17 protein-coding genes are annotated in these 15,292 nt (G+C 32.9%); 8 read left to right on the top strand and 9 right to left on the bottom strand.

What is annotated here, in order from left to right; genetic code table 11:
• Positions 1–562: 562 nt before the first annotated feature.
• Together ABIE66_RS04100 and ABIE66_RS04095 are read left to right on the top strand one after the other, a co-directional pair.
• Positions 563–1,084: a tyrosine-type recombinase/integrase gene (locus ABIE66_RS04100; protein WP_370016974.1), complete on the top strand. Its 522-nt coding sequence runs from the start codon at positions 563–565 to the stop codon at positions 1,082–1,084.
• Complete coding sequence (locus tag ABIE66_RS04095) at positions 1,071–1,265, top strand: hypothetical protein (RefSeq protein ID WP_063235353.1); 195 nt, start codon at positions 1,071–1,073, stop codon at positions 1,263–1,265. Before ABIE66_RS04100 ends, ABIE66_RS04095 begins: the two co-directional genes overlap by 14 nt.
• Before the next feature lie 300 nt (positions 1,266–1,565).
• On the opposite strand, the gene glsA is transcribed toward ABIE66_RS04095, so the two are convergent.
• The 3 genes from glsA to ABIE66_RS04080 form a co-directional block, all read right to left on the bottom strand.
• On the bottom strand, positions 1,566–2,507 hold the full coding sequence (glsA, locus tag ABIE66_RS04090) for a glutaminase A (RefSeq protein WP_370016973.1): 942 nt from the start codon (positions 2,505–2,507) through the stop codon (positions 1,566–1,568).
• A 398-nt stretch (positions 2,508–2,905) separates the two neighbouring features.
• Positions 2,906–3,361 (bottom strand): stage III sporulation protein AH, encoded by a 456-nt coding sequence (locus ABIE66_RS04085; RefSeq protein WP_289317880.1) that lies wholly within the window; start codon positions 3,359–3,361, stop codon positions 2,906–2,908.
• A 43-nt stretch (positions 3,362–3,404) separates the two neighbouring features.
• Positions 3,405–3,761: a hypothetical protein gene (locus ABIE66_RS04080; RefSeq protein WP_370013926.1), complete on the bottom strand. Its 357-nt coding sequence runs from the start codon at positions 3,759–3,761 to the stop codon at positions 3,405–3,407.
• Positions 3,762–3,914: 153 nt separating this feature from the next.
• Here ABIE66_RS04080 and ABIE66_RS04075 point away from each other — a divergent pair, with 153 nt between their 5' ends.
• The 4 genes from ABIE66_RS04075 (at position 3,915) to ABIE66_RS04060 (ending at position 6,951) form a co-directional block, all read left to right on the top strand.
• Complete coding sequence (locus ABIE66_RS04075) at positions 3,915–4,619, top strand: S8 family serine peptidase (RefSeq protein WP_370013925.1); 705 nt, start codon at positions 3,915–3,917, stop codon at positions 4,617–4,619.
• Between the two features lie 794 nt (positions 4,620–5,413).
• Positions 5,414–5,620, top strand: a complete 207-nt coding sequence (locus ABIE66_RS04070) for a hypothetical protein (protein WP_289323782.1) — start codon at positions 5,414–5,416, stop codon at positions 5,618–5,620.
• Between the two features lie 636 nt (positions 5,621–6,256).
• Positions 6,257–6,547 (top strand): hypothetical protein, encoded by a 291-nt coding sequence (locus ABIE66_RS04065; protein ID WP_370013924.1) that lies wholly within the window; start codon positions 6,257–6,259, stop codon positions 6,545–6,547.
• A gap of 269 nt (positions 6,548–6,816) precedes the next feature.
• Positions 6,817–6,951, top strand: coding sequence for a hypothetical protein (locus ABIE66_RS04060; RefSeq protein ID WP_370013923.1), 135 nt, complete (start codon positions 6,817–6,819; stop codon positions 6,949–6,951).
• A 29-nt stretch (positions 6,952–6,980) separates the two neighbouring features.
• Here ABIE66_RS04060 and ABIE66_RS04055 read toward each other — a convergent pair whose 3' ends face one another.
• From ABIE66_RS04055 to ABIE66_RS04040, 4 genes are all read right to left on the bottom strand, one after another.
• On the bottom strand, positions 6,981–7,148 hold the full coding sequence (locus tag ABIE66_RS04055) for a hypothetical protein (protein WP_370013922.1): 168 nt from the start codon (positions 7,146–7,148) through the stop codon (positions 6,981–6,983).
• A 620-nt stretch (positions 7,149–7,768) separates the two neighbouring features.
• Entirely contained in the window at positions 7,769–8,296 is a 528-nt protein-coding gene (locus ABIE66_RS04050; RefSeq protein ID WP_289323774.1) for a DUF6241 domain-containing protein, read from the bottom strand.
• 329 nt (positions 8,297–8,625) lie between these two features.
• Positions 8,626–9,300 carry a hypothetical protein gene (locus tag ABIE66_RS04045; protein ID WP_370013921.1) on the bottom strand — a complete coding sequence of 225 codons (675 nt, stop codon included), beginning with the start codon at positions 9,298–9,300 and terminating at the stop codon, positions 8,626–8,628.
• Positions 9,301–9,604: 304 nt separating this feature from the next.
• Positions 9,605–10,297, bottom strand: a complete 693-nt coding sequence (locus ABIE66_RS04040; RefSeq protein WP_370013920.1) for a tyrosine-type recombinase/integrase — start codon at positions 10,295–10,297, stop codon at positions 9,605–9,607.
• Positions 10,298–11,230: 933 nt separating this feature from the next.
• On the opposite strand from ABIE66_RS04040, the gene ABIE66_RS04035 reads away from it, so the two are divergent.
• Together ABIE66_RS04035 and ABIE66_RS04030 are read left to right on the top strand one after the other, a co-directional pair.
• Entirely contained in the window at positions 11,231–12,754 is a 1,524-nt protein-coding gene (locus ABIE66_RS04035) for a DUF3427 domain-containing protein (protein WP_370013919.1), read from the top strand.
• Between the two features lie 7 nt (positions 12,755–12,761).
• The gene (locus tag ABIE66_RS04030; protein ID WP_370013918.1) at positions 12,762–13,490 is read left to right on the top strand and encodes a hypothetical protein; all 729 of its coding nucleotides are present in this window, start codon (positions 12,762–12,764) and stop codon (positions 13,488–13,490) included.
• 51 nt (positions 13,491–13,541) lie between these two features.
• On the opposite strand, the gene ABIE66_RS04025 is transcribed toward ABIE66_RS04030, so the two are convergent.
• Together ABIE66_RS04025 and ABIE66_RS04020 are read right to left on the bottom strand one after the other, a co-directional pair.
• Positions 13,542–14,510 (bottom strand): hypothetical protein, encoded by a 969-nt coding sequence (locus ABIE66_RS04025; protein WP_370013917.1) that lies wholly within the window; start codon positions 14,508–14,510, stop codon positions 13,542–13,544.
• Between the two features lie 6 nt (positions 14,511–14,516).
• On the bottom strand, positions 14,517–15,170 hold the full coding sequence (locus tag ABIE66_RS04020; RefSeq protein ID WP_370013916.1) for an HNH endonuclease: 654 nt from the start codon (positions 15,168–15,170) through the stop codon (positions 14,517–14,519).
• Positions 15,171–15,292: the final 122 nt, after the last annotated feature.

The following is a 15,292-nucleotide window of genomic DNA, read 5'->3' as shown; positions in this document are numbered from 1 at the left end:
GGTGGTTTCCCCAATCCTAAAAGCATAATAAATATCAAAAAAACATTCTTTGGAATGACCCTAACCGTTTTCTTTTGATCGACCTATCCAAATATCCAATAATAACACTAGTTTAGAAAAATATTACTATTGATTCATTATATCAAGTTTCAGGAGTTTTTATAGCTATCCACACTTAAAATTCAGCCTTAATACGAATAGGCAAGGCCTTTCATGACTATATCGAAGAACTCTATACCATCTTCATTAAATCTAGGGAGTGTTCTATGAATAATGAAGTTTGCACTTACCTAAAAACGCGGCCCTTTCTTTAAGAGGAGACCGCGTTTTTTTTATCTCTATTCGTCCCGATATCTTAACCTCAACCTACACCACCGAATACATTGCCATCAATATACTCTTCACATTGACTTCCATCCTTTTTCAGTGTTACTCTTAAATTAATAAAAAAGTATACATTCAAAACACTGATTCCATTAGCGTGAAATAAGGGTGATCACATTTGCCAAAAGAACATTTAATTGACGTCCAACCAATCAGATCATTGGAAAAATTAGATGATATGAAATGGTCATTGAAAAGACATTGCAGCGAGAGAGACTACATATTGTTCTTGTTAGGCATCAATACCGGCATGCGTGTGTCTGATCTATTATCGTTGAAGATAAAGGATATTAAAGGCAAGATGGAGGTCACCATCAAGGAAGGCAAAACAAAGAAACCAAGAATCATACAGCTTAATACTGTATGCAATGAATTGGCCGCCTATATAGCCACCATTGATGGTGAATGGCTATTCCCCTCACGCAAGGGCGATAAGCCTATAAGTAAGATACAAGCCTACAGGCAACTTAATAAAGCAGCAGACATGGTAGACATCGAGAACGTCGGTACCCATACCATGCGGAAAACATTCGGGTACTGGTTCTATAAACGAAGTAAGGACCTTACTGATTTACAAATGATCCTTAACCATTCACACCCTGACATTACACTTAAGTACATTGGGATTGCTGATGGAGGAACAGATGACAGCTTAAATGACTTTGTACTATGGAAGGACGGAAGAAATGTCACTGACTGAATACAATGCAAAATATGAATATATCATTCGCAGCAATATTTCCGACAGACAAAAGGCATTGAAATTAGCTGATTTAATGACAGATATGGAAGGCCAGCTAAGAAATGAAATCGGGGAACATCGAAATAAGGAGGTAAATGCTTTATATAAAAAAGTATCTCTTTTCTCCAACTTGTTATAAACATTTTAAGACCTTGCCCTTATGTGCAGAGGTCTTTTTTTTGCCGTGAAAGTAAATGCTTTGCTTCTGTAAGGATTTAGACTGAACCTCACTTAAAAATGCCACTGTTCCAATCGCGTATGGCAGGCATTTTCCTTTCCTGAAAGACCCCTAACATAACGAAAAAGCTCTACTCCAAGCTTCATTCTCTCTCTTCTCAGACTCTCATAAGCCGTATGATAACGAAACAATCTTTAACTCCAGACACTTTCGTATAAAAATGATTAATATCATCCGACTCATCGGTAATAGTGTCAATGTTTACAAATTAAACATGCTTAAGGAATACTTCTTCGCCATCATTTCCAAGATTTTTATCCCGGCAACGCTATTCCCCTTCTCATCCAGCGCTGCACCATAAATTCCAATTCCACATTTTCCGGGTACGGCCCCCATGATTCCCCCTGAAACACCGCTTTTAGCCGGTATGCCTACATTAATGGCAAATTCACCTGATGCGTTATACATGCCGCAGGTAACCATGAATGTCTTGCAAATACGGGCAATGTCCCCGGGGATGATTTGCTTTCCCGTCAACAAATCTTTCCCATTCATGGCCAGCACACAGCCAATCCTCGCCAAATCCTGGCTGTCCATTTCAATGGCACACTGCTTTGAATACAATTCGATTAAGTCCTCCACATCCCCATTTATTACATTATGCTGCTTTAAAAAATAGCTTAACGACCTATTTAAATCTGCTGTATTGTATTCTGACCTGGCAACTTCTTCATTAAACCCGATAGTAGGATTTTGCGTCAACTCCCGGATAAAATGTAAAATACGCTGAAATCGCTCATTTACACTGTCACCTGCAACCATGTGGGTCACAGTCAATGCTCCTGCATTGATCATCGGGTTTAACGGCTTGGATGGCTTGTTTGTCTCTAACTTGGCAATCGAATTAAATGGGTCGCCGGTGGGTTCTTTTCCTATATAGGAAAAGACATATTCCTCCCCTTTTTCCATTAATACCAAAGCAAGTGTCAAAACTTTCGATATGCTTTGCAGGGTCATTTTACCACTTACATCCCCCGCACAATATCCTTTTCCGTCAGGATAGTAAATAGCAACAGATAAATCCCCAGGGTTAGCCTTTTCAAGAGCCGGTATATAGTCTGCCACTGTTCCCTTATTTGTATATTTTTTTGCCTCATCGACCAGTTGCTGTAATTCTTCATTGGACCTGCATTGACATCCCATATTGTTCACAATTTGCCGCCCCTTAGAAAATTTGTCATGTGAAGTGTTCTTAGCTAGTGGTTTTATTATTTATTACCATATTTCATCGATATTATTTAAAGAACTACGAAGCGGGTACTTACCTGGTCTTAGATTTCTCAAATAACAATTCTCTAAAGAAATTTTCAAATGCTTTCTTCATCTATCATTTTCGTTTACTGATTTTAATTCATCCTTTGTAAGGTCTAACCATACTTCCCTAATCTAAATGCATACGGTTCTGAATTATTTTCGTCATGTCTAAGATAAAGAAAAAAGACCTCACACTATCGTTGAGATCTTGATTTTAATGCTGCGGTGGAATCAAATAGGGTTCATCTTTTTTTGTTATGTGTATATATTCAAAGACATAGCATTGGTTAATCATCCAATTCTTCAACTCTTAAACCTTCAATACCCATAATTTTTGAAGCTTCGGTTTCATTCTCAGGGAAAATGAAGCATTGTTTTTCATGCGAAGAAGTAGCCAGCCAGACCTTTCCTTGTTTAAAAAATGACAAATCCTCAGGCAAATTAGGCATTTCCCACTGAAAAAGAGATTTTGCAATCATTTTTATTATTGATTTTGCATTCCCATCAGCATAAAAATAATAAACATTTGCAGTTTGATTATCACCAAGAGTTGTACTAGCCCATGTTGATTCGCTTCTCATTTCTTTTAATGATGCTTTGAACATATTTATGATTTCCTCTAAGTCTTTTATTGCACCCATATCGGTTCTAATAACTAGATGAAATTCATCACATACTTCAAAACATAAATCAATTAGTTCCTGATAAACGCTATTTTTTGGATCCCTTTCAACGCTTAACATCTTGTCCCCCCTATTTATATATCAAGCATATTACAATACGAGATTATTTTGCACTGCCATAGAACGCATGTGCACCCTCAATCCGAATACCTTTACCATTTCTGTCGTATCCAGAGAGTGGATGATAGTGCCAAACCATGTTCTTTCCATTTGAAACTTCTGCAGCTGTCACTTTCTTAATTGGACTTGCTTCTTTAGCGATTGTCTGTGCATTAGTTTTAGAAGATGACCAAGTATTATTCCTACTCTTTAGTCTATTAATTGCATTGGTTTTGCTAAGACCTGAACCAATAAATAACTTTTTAGATTTTTTATCTACTGTAGCAACATAATGATTATATCTTTTTTTCTCTTTATTAATAAAATTATTAACTTCAATATATGCAACAGTTCCTACCAAAAGAACAGCACCTGCAGCATATAAAGCTGAGATAGCTTTTGCAGATAGTGTTATTCATTAGATGGTCAATGGTTTCAATGATAGTTGCTGCAGCAGTTCTTGCAGTGGTAATAACATTACAGCAGAATGCCAAAAAGTATGAAGCAACGCATAATGAATCAAATACCGATAAAATATAACGCAATCAATAAAAGTAAATATACAAAAGATATATATGGTCATGGAACTTCAATTGCAGGCATAATTGCAGCAAAGCAAAATGATGAAACTGTGCAAGGAATTAACCCTTTAATAAAAATATACGATGTAAAAGTAATTGATGATCAAGGAGGGGGAGAAGTTTCTCATGTTATAGAAGGAATCAAATGGAGTATGGATAAAAAGGTAGATTTAATTAATATTAGTTTTGGTTTTAAGCAAGATGTTCCTGAGTTGAGAAAAGTAGTTGATGAAGCCATAGAAAGTGGGATAATTATTATAGCTTCTGCAGGAAATAATTATGGACTAAACTTAGATTTTCCTGCCCGATATGAAAATGTTATCTCAGTTGGTAGTATAAATAAAAAATTAGAGTCTAGTTCATTTAATTCAATTGGGGAGATTGATATATTTGCACCAGGTGAAGGAATACTTGTATTTCAAAATGATAATAAGGCTGTTTTAGAAGATGGATCATCACTAGCAACGGCCTATGTATGGTACAACCTTGAAATGGCCCCTGAAAACATCAATGCAGTTTATGAATTTATTAAAGACAGCGACATCGGCTTTACACTTAAAAGAGAATTGCTGAAAATCAAAGGAAACTGGAAAGAAGGAAACTTCGACAATATATTGGAAGATCACAACTACCTTTGAGGTGCTCAAAATGGAAATGTTGGTAAAGCTACCGGAGTTCTTACTCCTGAACAAGAAGCAGAATTTGTAAAAGAAAACTTTTAATAGTCATTAAAAATCGAGCCCATCGAGTATTTTATTAATCAAAACAATAGGGCCTATTTTCGCTAACAGTAAAAATTTGATTCGCGGATTTTTAGTACAGCAGAAGAGAGGATTTAGGCGGATACGCTTGGGGTAATACGGGTATACTCCGGCTGCCCCTTCCTTATACACACAAGTATGTCTTTATTGGCATGCGAGTTGCTTTAATCGTTTTATTCATTTCATTGTATGTACAGCGCAATTATTTCCGACATCATTAAGCGCTCCACTTCGTAATCTTCCCGCATAGTTTATTCCATCGCATAGCAAATCCGTTGGTCGAATTTTTCGGATTGTAACTTGTCTATAATCGGCTTTTGTTGTCGGTATAATCCGTATCTAAGTCACGCAGCATATAAGTATTTTCCGTTAGAAAGGCCGCTGGTGCTTTTATGTTCTAATGCGTTTTAGCACATTAGATACATAAACCCTTATGAAGGATATTAAAACGTCGTGTCAGTATAGGGCGTTTTCATTTAAAATGGTTAAAGTTAGATATATAAACCCAAATCACGCCTTGTAAAAAATCGGAGCAACTTCACTGTTCTTTAAAGAAGATTTAATTAAAAAAAGAAGGAATTAGAAGCGCTCAGACGGAAATATAGACTATACGGATATTAGCGCATAAGCTTTCATATGTATTTTACAATTGATGGAAAGTAGGAAAAGCCATGGAAAAAGCGAAGAGTTTACAAGAAATCTATAACGCCAACCGGCCAGAAAATAATGAACTTTTCCAATCGATACAACAGCATCTACAATTGAAGCATCCAGACAAACGAATGACAGCTACGAGAACCTTGCAGATAATTGTGGCTGATAGTGTTTCATCTGGAGAGCTGCGTAATGTGGAAGCCCGCCTTCTTCACAGTTACTAAGGACCTGTTGTATCATAATCTCTTGAAATTACCGAACACAGAAAGGATCTCATCAATGAAAGAATTTATAAAGAAATCTAAAACATTCGGCTTAATCGTGTCACTTGTGGCACTGGCTTTTTTCTCGATTTTTAAAAAAAGACAGCTCAAAATCGAGTTGTCTTTTTAGTATTTATGCTCCTCTAAATATTTTATTTATTGGTATTCTTCTTTACTCATGCCTTGCCAAACTTTTGGCCCATGGTCGACCATTCCCATTTGTTAAATAAAGTAAATGGAAGGAAGTGAATAATATGTATCTCTTCTATCCAACTTGTTATGATCGAGCCTGAGACCCTTGCCTTCAGGGTCTTTTTGTATGTAGCCGAGCAATCGAGCTTGAATCAATATGTCTCATGTAATTTGATTCGCTTCGTAAACTACAGCAACATACATTTGCTTACTTCGTACTCATCGGTGAAATGTTTTTTACCTTTGGTAATGTCGCCTATTTTCTATTTACCCAATTTGAGTACAAATGTACTTTCATCTAGTGAGTAAAATTGCTCAAAAGATAAAGATTGACAACATTTTAATCGTGACTCATACTTATAGTGACTTAAATGACAGAATATTGAGAATAATGGAGGGATAATTATGAATAAGATTTTCGTTCCTAACGCAATCGCTACTTTAACAAGACTTTTCTACAGTTCAACTACACTGAATGAGTATTTAGCGATGAGGACCGCTCAATTCTACATTGAAGACCTGAAGTTACTACAAGACGTGGAAGCTGTTGCTCTGGCAATTGAAAAACAAAATGCTTTCGCATTAATGTCTAAATTTAAATTATTTGATTATAAGGCTGCTGAAGAAATTGAAATTGCACTTTCCTCTGCTGGCTATACGGAAGCAGAGCTATCTGCTATGAATATTGAAATCTGAAATCATTGTTTTCGGAACGAATGGTAGAGTTAGTGCTCTTTGACCCATTCGTTTTTTTTTTCGTAAGAGCAACGGTTCTTTAAACTATATCTTTTATGACTATAACAACAGTCAATTCGTTATGTTCTGATTTTGGTAAATTTATACTTTTATGCTTAATGTTTATATATACTATACCATCAGAACAATTAAGAATGGGGGTTAATTCTCTTCATAATAAACCCTATAGGATTGCAATTTATACACAATGCTTTTAGGGGGGTTAAAAGATGGAATGGTTTTCTTTTTTTGTTTTTCCAGCATTCACTTTAGGTGGAATAGCTTTAGGTCTCGCCCTTCACTCAATCAAAAAAATAAAGAACATGGAAAGGAGAGTTGAGGAATTAGAAAATAAAAATAAATAAATCTATGACTTTGACACAAGCAAATGACGTTATCCATCAATCCAATCATAATAAAATGGAATCTTACTCGTATCCACTTTAGTTCTTGATTCCTCGGCAAATTCCGCATCATTATTCGATTCCTTATATCCGACTACTTTTTTCAAAGCTCCTGTTAAATATTTACCGAAGTTACGTATTTCCTTATTTTTTTGCACTTGAGCTAAAACTTTATTAAATAATGATTTGGTGATTCCTTGTTTATTAAATTTTAAATATGTATCAAAAATGATTTTATCCTGTTGAACGTTTTCTTGTTTAACAATATTATGTATTAAATCTTTATTAGGGTTAGAAATATAAACTAAAGATTGAGTATGGAGTTATATATGTCTATATTAATAAATTTGAGGGAGAAACTGAATTTTTTGAAGAAATTCGAAGCAAATATAATCCTGCTGCTAAGACGGAATTTTATCTTCAAGATTATACTAACGAAGTAATAATACAATATTTAAGCAGTACGTTCGAATCAATATCTAAAAATAAAGAGTTCTGGCATGATCCCCATGTGCAAAAAAATCATGTTATTTTTGTTGATAGTAATTTTAACATTCAAGAACATAAGGAACTAAAAGAATTACAAGATCGCAGTAATTTAGCGTTATACTTTTTAAATAAGAAATAGCAGTTCACATGTTTTCGTTAAAATGTCTTCAATAACTATTCTTTTTGAAGTAACGTGGACTTTAGTTTTAAAGGACCTATATGGTCCTTTTTTTGAAAATAAAATATTGATTTTAAAATAAAAAATAAGCCTTGATGGGCTCGTTTTTTGTTAAAAGTTATTATCGATAAATTCTGCTTCTTCATCCGAGTTAAGGACTCCAGTAGCTTTTCCAACAGTTCCACCTTGATATTCCCAAAAGAAGTTATGATCTTGATCAACGTTTTCAAAGTTTCCTTCTTTCCAGCCAGTTACGATTCTTAACAAATGACGTTTAAGAGAGAATTCGCTATCTTTCACTATTTCGTAAACTTCGTTAATGTTTTCAGGATTCATCTGAACTGATCCCCATTTGTCTTCAGAAATAACTTTTTGATGTGTCATGTGATGCATAACCTCAATGACTTCATCTTGAGTTGAAGTAGCGCTAAGACCAGTTGAATCTTCAACTCCGCCAATTGCTGCAGTTTGTTCTTCCATTTCTGCTTCTTCATCATCCTTATTCAAAATTTCCACAGGAGTACTTTTAGCTTCCCGCCTTTCTTCATAATTTTTAGCATTCTGATAAATTGTCATTACCACTGAAATTACTGCTGCAGCTGCTATAAGTCCAACCATTGACCATCTAAATTTGTTCATTGTAAGTTCCTCCGAGTCATAGTTCGATTATCACTCATTTCAGTTACATCCTTTTATGGATAAGCTAACCATTATTATATTAACATAAACTATTAACAAATAATCTTAAACTATTAAGTAACCATTTAGATAGATATAAAATTTTTATCTTATAATAAAAAAATTGAGCATAAGTTATTAATCCTCAAAATCAACTAAATCTAAATTGATTAGATGGGGTTAATAATCACTCTGTATTGGCCATTAAACTATTCCCTATATAAATTCTATATAAAATTTATTGGAAACCAATACAGAGCATCCTGAGACTTCTAGGGATTATATAAATCTTACCAGTTAATTAATTGAACATTGGAATCATTTAATCTTCCTTCAAATATCTCATAGGGATCAATTTGTCCATGCTTCAATTGGCTTTTATATAAGGTGTTTTCTAAGCAAGTTCTAAAGTAAGCTCCAAAGTTATCTATATCAGGATTTGCTTCTACCTCTTTTAAGACCCTATAACAAACTTCTTTACTCAATCCTTTTAATCGATATTCATAAATTAATTTATTTATTATTTCATCTTTGTTAACCAATTCTTTGTTAACAAAATAATTATTAATATTTTTATATTGTTCTTTTTTATTTTTCTTTTTATAAGATGGTAACTTTTGTACAGGCTTGGATTGCTCTTTTGTTATTGCTAGGGTTACATTTTTGTCATGGCTCAAAAAATCTTCAGACTGTTTCTGTACTGAAGTTCCTTTTTCATTTTCCTCGTTTAGGTCTGCGTTTTTGTCAGAGCTGACAGCAACTTTTGGAAGTAAATGCTGCACTATTTTATCTGTGATGTGAAAGTACTTCTTAGATGGCGAACCCATGATTACCGATTCGATATATCCTGCATCTTCTAAATCCTTAATTGCTTTCAATTGCTGCCTGTATGATAAAGCTGTTTCTTCTTCCAAAACTCCACTAGTTAAATAGAAGTACTCTTTACCATCTCGTACAGTTAGCATTTTCTTACTTCCAAAACTTTCATAGCTTGAACATTACTGCCCAAAAATAATTGCTCCGTTGACTGATACTTCATGAGCTAATTCTTTGTTAAACATGACAAATCCTTTTCCACTTAAAAGTGACATGAGTTTCATAAAATTTCCCCTTTTGACACAGAAAAAGAAACTTGCTAAAATTTAATTAGAAGTTAATTCTTCTGTTTTTTGTTTAGAGATGGTAGAGCCGCCAAACTCATTTGCCATCTCTTTTATTATTATAATACATCGAACTCTTGTTCGTAAAATATAAGTTGGGATATATTACCTATATCTTTAATCCTTTTAATGCTCCGTGCAACTTATGCTTTTGCTCCAGATCTTGTCCCCATAAATTCACATATCTTTTAGTAACAGTGATATCTGTATGACCAAGTAAATGCATTAAAGAGAATGCATCCACACCTGAAACAATCATCCTCTTAGCCATCGTATGTCTAAATGTATGAGGACTAACTCGCTTATTTATCATTGCTTCCTTCCCATACTTAGTAAGCCTAGTTTGAATGCTATGTCGATTTAATTGTTTATTATCCTGGCTTATGAACAGTTTGGTTGTCTCAACGTCTCCTCTTATCTTTATATATCTGCTTAGCTGCTCTTGTGTCGTTTCAGATAAGTAAACCGTTCTTTCAAAGAGATTCTTTGTTCTTCTAATAATGATAATGTTCCCTCTAACATCATTTACTTCAATGCCTACAAGTTCAGACAATCTGACTCCAGTATCTAGGAAAACAAGTACGATTACTTCATCTCTAAAGGATATAAACGTTTTTTCTTTTCTAATTGTCCTTATAAGTTTTTCAATTTCTTTATTGTCCAATGTATCAATTGTCTTTTGTCTATCCCTTAATAATTTGATGTTCTTCATTGGGTTCCTATCGATAAGTTTGCTCTTACATAAAAAGTTATAGAATGCTCTTAGAGCTCTCAATCGGGTATTAATAGTAGTAACTTTCATTAGTTCCTTACTCTGGAGAATTAAGCTTTCTACGTCCTTTTGTACCCATTCAACGAGCTGCTTATTAATAATCCTCTTTGCTCCATGAAATTCATTTTTGTAGTATTCAATCGTCGCTGGTCTTAAGTCTCTTAAATAGCAGTCCTAAAAAAGGCTTCATATGCTTCTTCATCTGAAATCTTATTCTTAATAATTCTTAGTTCATCTTCTGTTAATTCTTTACGTCTTCTCATTACGACCTCCTAAGCACACGATTCGCCGCACACGATTCTGGATTATTTTTGTAGTATTAAAGACAAAGAAAAAAGGCCTCAACATTTAAGTTGAGACCTTTTTTCTATAATCATATTTCGACTATTTGATACCGGTGGCCGGGGTCGAACCGGCACTCCAGAGGAACACGATTTTGAGTCGGAAAGTTCCATTATCTTTATTTTATAATACCTTTATATACAGTGCTATTAAGTAATTCTACAGGTAATAGTAATTTTTAATATTTTATCTCTGCACACGACAATCTAATAATAATGATTATATACAGTTTCTTCTTCAATAGCAATATACCTTTTGTACTTCTCCTTACGAAAATCGTTACGGTATTATACTAAATAATGATAGTTCCATTAACTTGTATTTACTGTTTAGAAACTAACCTCTTACTAGCTATAAGAATTTCCTGAGTGCATTCATTTACTGTCATAAAGTTTGATAAAATAAGAAGTAAGGTAAAACTATCAAGCATTGACTATAGTGCTTTAAGATTTAATTCTTTATGATTTGACATATTTGTATTAAATTCAATAAATTAACTTTTATTATAAAATGTTTTTAACCATTTGATAAATCGTAACAACACTTAAAATATTTTCAGTAAGTGACCTACCATCATTTTTTATGAATATTTAAATAAAAATATAAAAAGGATGAAAATAAATGAGTCTACGAAAACCTGTTGCAGTAAATAAGATAGAAAAACCAGTAATTATTTTTAAAAATGGGATAGAATTAAAAGAATTTCCTTCTATTCAATCAGCTTCAAAATGGTTAAAAGAGTATTGGGGTACTGAACACATTCCTTATAAGCAGGTAGAAGCTGGAATATTTTTTGGTGAGATATGGTTACACCAAGGGGCTACGTATGCTTTCACAACTGATAAAAATGTTAGATTGGCTAAATTAGAAGAGTTGGGTATTGAGACAGAAAACAAAGATGAAAGTAAAGTTGAACCTACAGGTTTTTGGACATTCTTCTGTAACCCTAAGAAATGGGCTATTGATGATTTCTTAGCTTCAAATAAAGTTGAAGATACATTTTCAATAACTAGTTGGCAAAAAGATTGGTTTAAAGAAGGACAATTAGGTGTTATTAGAGTTGGTCACGACTATAGAAATAAAGAACAACTAAATGGTAAACCAAAACTAAAACGTGGAATTTATGCTGTAGTTGAAGTTATTGGTGAACCAATTTATTCCTCAGAAAGAGATGAACATTATTATGAGGAAAGCGATCACGAAAATTACCGAGTACCTGTTAGATACATAAGAAACTTATTAAATAGACCAATACTACTTGATGATTTAAATTTAGAAGAACAAGAATTTGATAAGTATTTGGTTGAAGGCTTTCAAGCTTCTTCAATGCCTTTAAATCCACAAACATTATTAAAGATATCAAGAATGGTGGATAATCCCAAAAACACAACTGCTTATCCGTACAAAGTAGGAGGAGAATATTCGAGAAAGGATGTTTATAAAATCTTAAAGGTGCCTGAAAGTAAACAAGATGGCATTTGGAATACTGGTTATACCACTTATAATAACGATATCTACATTTTTGCAACAATTAACTCAGCTGGAACAACAGGTCATGACTATGATAATAAGTTCATTGGTGATGATCTACAATGGTTTAGCAAAAATAATCATTCCCTGACTACACCATCAATACAAGCTATGTTAAATCCTAAAGGAAATATATTTATATTTACACGTGAAGACAGCAGTAACCCTTACTTTGTTTATCAAGGAAATGGTAGAGTAAAAGAATTTTACGATACTAAACCAGTAAAAATCATATGGGAATTTAATGATGAAAATGAAGAATACCCTAATAAAACTACTGAGGAAGTAGATAACCCAGAAAAATATACAGAAGGGGGTACTAAACAAGTATCTGTTAACGTTTATGAACGTAACCCTGTGGCTAGAAGAAAATGTATAGAACACTATGGGTGTAGCTGTGAAGTTTGTAATTTTAATTTTGAAAGAACATATGGCGAATTAGGTAAAGACTTTATTCATGTTCACCACCTTAAAGAATTACATACTATTGGTGAAGAATATGAAGTTGATCCTATTGCTGATTTAAGACCAGTATGCCCTAATTGCCATGCAATGCTTCACAAAAGAAAACCTGCTTACTCTATTGAAGAATTAAAAAGCTTAATCAGGAAGTGACGTTTTGATGAATGTAAAGGTTATAGGAAAAATTATCGGTTTAATTTTTATAGGTATGGGCTACCTGCTTGTAAAGGATTTATCATTATCTAATGGTTTTATCTTCAACACTATTTTACAAGGCTTAATAGGCTACTTTTTAGTCATTACTGGTGTGGGCTTTTTATTTTCTGAAATACTTGAAAAAAATAAGTTGCTTTCATTTATTTATAATAAGATTTTATCTATACCTGCTATTGTTTTGATTTATTTTATGTATATAATTGCACCTATTTTATCAATACTTTTATTCCTGGGTATTTATTTTTTACCTTCTATGTTGTTTCTGAGGTTAGGAGAATCATACCCTATTCTTGAACAATATAGTCAAGGAGTTATATATATTTTAAGCTTGTTATCAGTTCTTTTCTTTGCATATAGGAGTAATGTTGTGATGGGATTTATTATTGAATCCTTCAAAACTAAATTGTTTAGGAATTATCTTGAAAGATATACTGATCCCGCTTTCACTAGAATGTACACCTACATGATTATGATAGCTATTTATATTTCATATAACTTCCTAACATTTTCAAATATCAATCTAAATTTTATTCCATCCGAAATGTTAAATGTTATCAAGGAAGTATTCGTTACTTTTGTAGCAATTGATTCTTTAATACAAATTATCTTAAATAAGCAGCATGAAAAACAGGAGAAAAAACCAAAAACAGAAGGTAAAGAACAAAAAGGATAACCCACTTGGGCTATCCTTTAATTTAAATCAGATTATATTAAATCAAATTCATTATTTTAAAATTAACTCTTTAAACCATTCGTTTAATTTTTCGTTTTTATCCTCTCTATAAAGTTGATTTACCTTTTCCTCACTCAGAATATAAACAAAAAGAGACCTTATATAATCATCAAATTTGCTTGATATTTCTTTTAATTTTTCTATATCTCTAAACTTTTTGGATATTTTATCTCCATGTACTGTCGATGATCTAACATTATAAGCTTCTTTAACAAAGCTGTATATTACTAACCGTTCCTCGTAAGTTTTTCCTAATATCCTAGACAATCTTTCAGCAATTGTGTGAGAAATTCCTTCCTTATCAGTGGATAAAAGTGTTTCAAGTAATGTACAATACATTCCTATTTTACTCGGAAGGTGTGTTTGTGTTCTAGTTGCTTGTAGAAAATAAATAAACCTTTCAATTCTATTTGATGAGGTGTTTACTACCATTGACATTTCATCGGTTTCTTTCTCTATATGTTCGTGATTTAAAACTTTTATTGATTCCGCTAAACCCTTTAATTCATCATAGGTATATATGATTTCTTCACTCTTACCTTTTGAATTAAAGAAAATAGGGGTTCTCATATTAGATGTCATTGAATGAGGTGTCCCATCGGAGTTTTTTATATATAAAAATCCTTGTTGAACTGTCACACTATTATCTTTTGCTAACCAGAGAAAATTTGAAAATGTTTGTGCCATTCTAAGATAATAATCTAAAAAGTTTAACCTTGCTTCCCCATTGTCAATATCTATATCAAGTTGTTCAATATTACCCTGATAATATAAAAATGGTTTATCATATAATTCATCAACTTCAAGTTTACCAGCTAATGTCATAAAAAAATCATCGATAAAGCTATCTAACCTCTCTTTGCTGTTAGAAAGTCTAATTCCCTCAATAACTTCAAGACCTTTATTTAGTACTCTTTGAACTTTTAGATTATAAATACTTGCTACAAAATAAAACTTCATTTAGTATCACTCTCCACTATTTTGCTTCATTAAAGTTTTCAATTGATCCTTACTTAACCAAGGTCTTTTTCTATGTAACATTCTATGACAGTTAGAACAAACAATAGCTATATCTTCTACCTTTGTTACTTGTCCTTCTTCTAAGTGTGATACTGGTACAGTATGGTGTCCTTCTATAAAGTCCTCACCTATCTCCCCATATGTTTCATAAAAGTCAAATCCGCAAATTTCACAAAATAAAAGTCCGTTATGTTCTTGTTTAAACTTTTCTTTTGCCATTCTTATCACTTTTGGATTCCGTTCCCTATAGATATGTTGTCTTAACTTTTTCTTACCCTCAATAAAACCCAGGTCGTCCTCAGTTAAATCCACATTATTACCTTTAGGTTCAAATGAACGTAATCCCCAAATGCCTTTACCTTTACCTTCAATAGAATAAAATAGATCAGTATTATCACCTACATTTCCTTTAAAAATATCGGTGTCACTGGAATTTAAGTAAATATGTTTTCTAATCTGTGATTTCCAATCTATGTAACTACTTAAATCAACTTTATTTCTATCTTCTACTTTGTTATAAATATCAACTAAAGTAGCTTGTCCACCTAATTCCTCTAAAGCCTCAAATACCTCTCGAAGCCATTGTGTTTTCTCAGACATAATCCACCTGACTTTCATTTGATTTCCATAACCACATTATAATATAAATAGACATTACCAAAATAGAGAACTGACTTTAGAGAGAAAATAATTATAAATTTTATGAACTACTATATCCCCTA

The organism is Peribacillus sp. B2I2 (genome assembly GCF_041261685.1).
GTDB lineage: Bacteria > Bacillota > Bacilli > Bacillales > DSM-1321 > Peribacillus.
Note: the sequence above shows the minus strand (reverse complement) of the source record. Positions and strands in the feature narration are given on the sequence as shown.

Bases quoted from the DNA above. Each gene is read 5' to 3' on its own strand.
- ABIE66_RS04025 (WP_370013917.1), bottom strand. From the start codon at position 14,510: ATGAAGTTTTATTTTGTAGCAAGTATTTATAATCTAAAAGTTCAAAGA.
- ABIE66_RS04040 (WP_370013920.1), bottom strand. From the start codon at position 10,297: ATGAAAGTTACTACTATTAATACCCGATTGAGAGCTCTAAGAGCATTC.
- ABIE66_RS04070 (WP_289323782.1), top strand. From the start codon at position 5,414: ATGGAAAAAGCGAAGAGTTTACAAGAAATCTATAACGCCAACCGGCCA.
- ABIE66_RS04035 (WP_370013919.1), top strand. From the start codon at position 11,231: ATGAGTCTACGAAAACCTGTTGCAGTAAATAAGATAGAAAAACCAGTA.
- ABIE66_RS04085 (WP_289317880.1), bottom strand. From the start codon at position 3,361: ATGTTAAGCGTTGAAAGGGATCCAAAAAATAGCGTTTATCAGGAACTA.
- ABIE66_RS04065 (WP_370013924.1), top strand. From the start codon at position 6,257: ATGAATAAGATTTTCGTTCCTAACGCAATCGCTACTTTAACAAGACTT.
- ABIE66_RS04045 (WP_370013921.1), bottom strand. From the start codon at position 9,300: ATGCTAACTGTACGAGATGGTAAAGAGTACTTCTATTTAACTAGTGGA.
- ABIE66_RS04050 (WP_289323774.1), bottom strand. From the start codon at position 8,296: ATGAACAAATTTAGATGGTCAATGGTTGGACTTATAGCAGCTGCAGCA.
- ABIE66_RS04075 (WP_370013925.1), top strand. From the start codon at position 3,915: ATGAATCAAATACCGATAAAATATAACGCAATCAATAAAAGTAAATAT.
- glsA (WP_370016973.1), bottom strand. From the start codon at position 2,507: ATGGGATGTCAATGCAGGTCCAATGAAGAATTACAGCAACTGGTCGAT.
- ABIE66_RS04100 (WP_370016974.1), top strand. From the start codon at position 563: ATGAAATGGTCATTGAAAAGACATTGCAGCGAGAGAGACTACATATTG.
- ABIE66_RS04095 (WP_063235353.1), top strand. From the start codon at position 1,071: ATGTCACTGACTGAATACAATGCAAAATATGAATATATCATTCGCAGC.
- ABIE66_RS04030 (WP_370013918.1), top strand. From the start codon at position 12,762: ATGAATGTAAAGGTTATAGGAAAAATTATCGGTTTAATTTTTATAGGT.
- ABIE66_RS04020 (WP_370013916.1), bottom strand. From the start codon at position 15,170: ATGTCTGAGAAAACACAATGGCTTCGAGAGGTATTTGAGGCTTTAGAG.
- ABIE66_RS04060 (WP_370013923.1), top strand. From the start codon at position 6,817: ATGGAATGGTTTTCTTTTTTTGTTTTTCCAGCATTCACTTTAGGTGGA.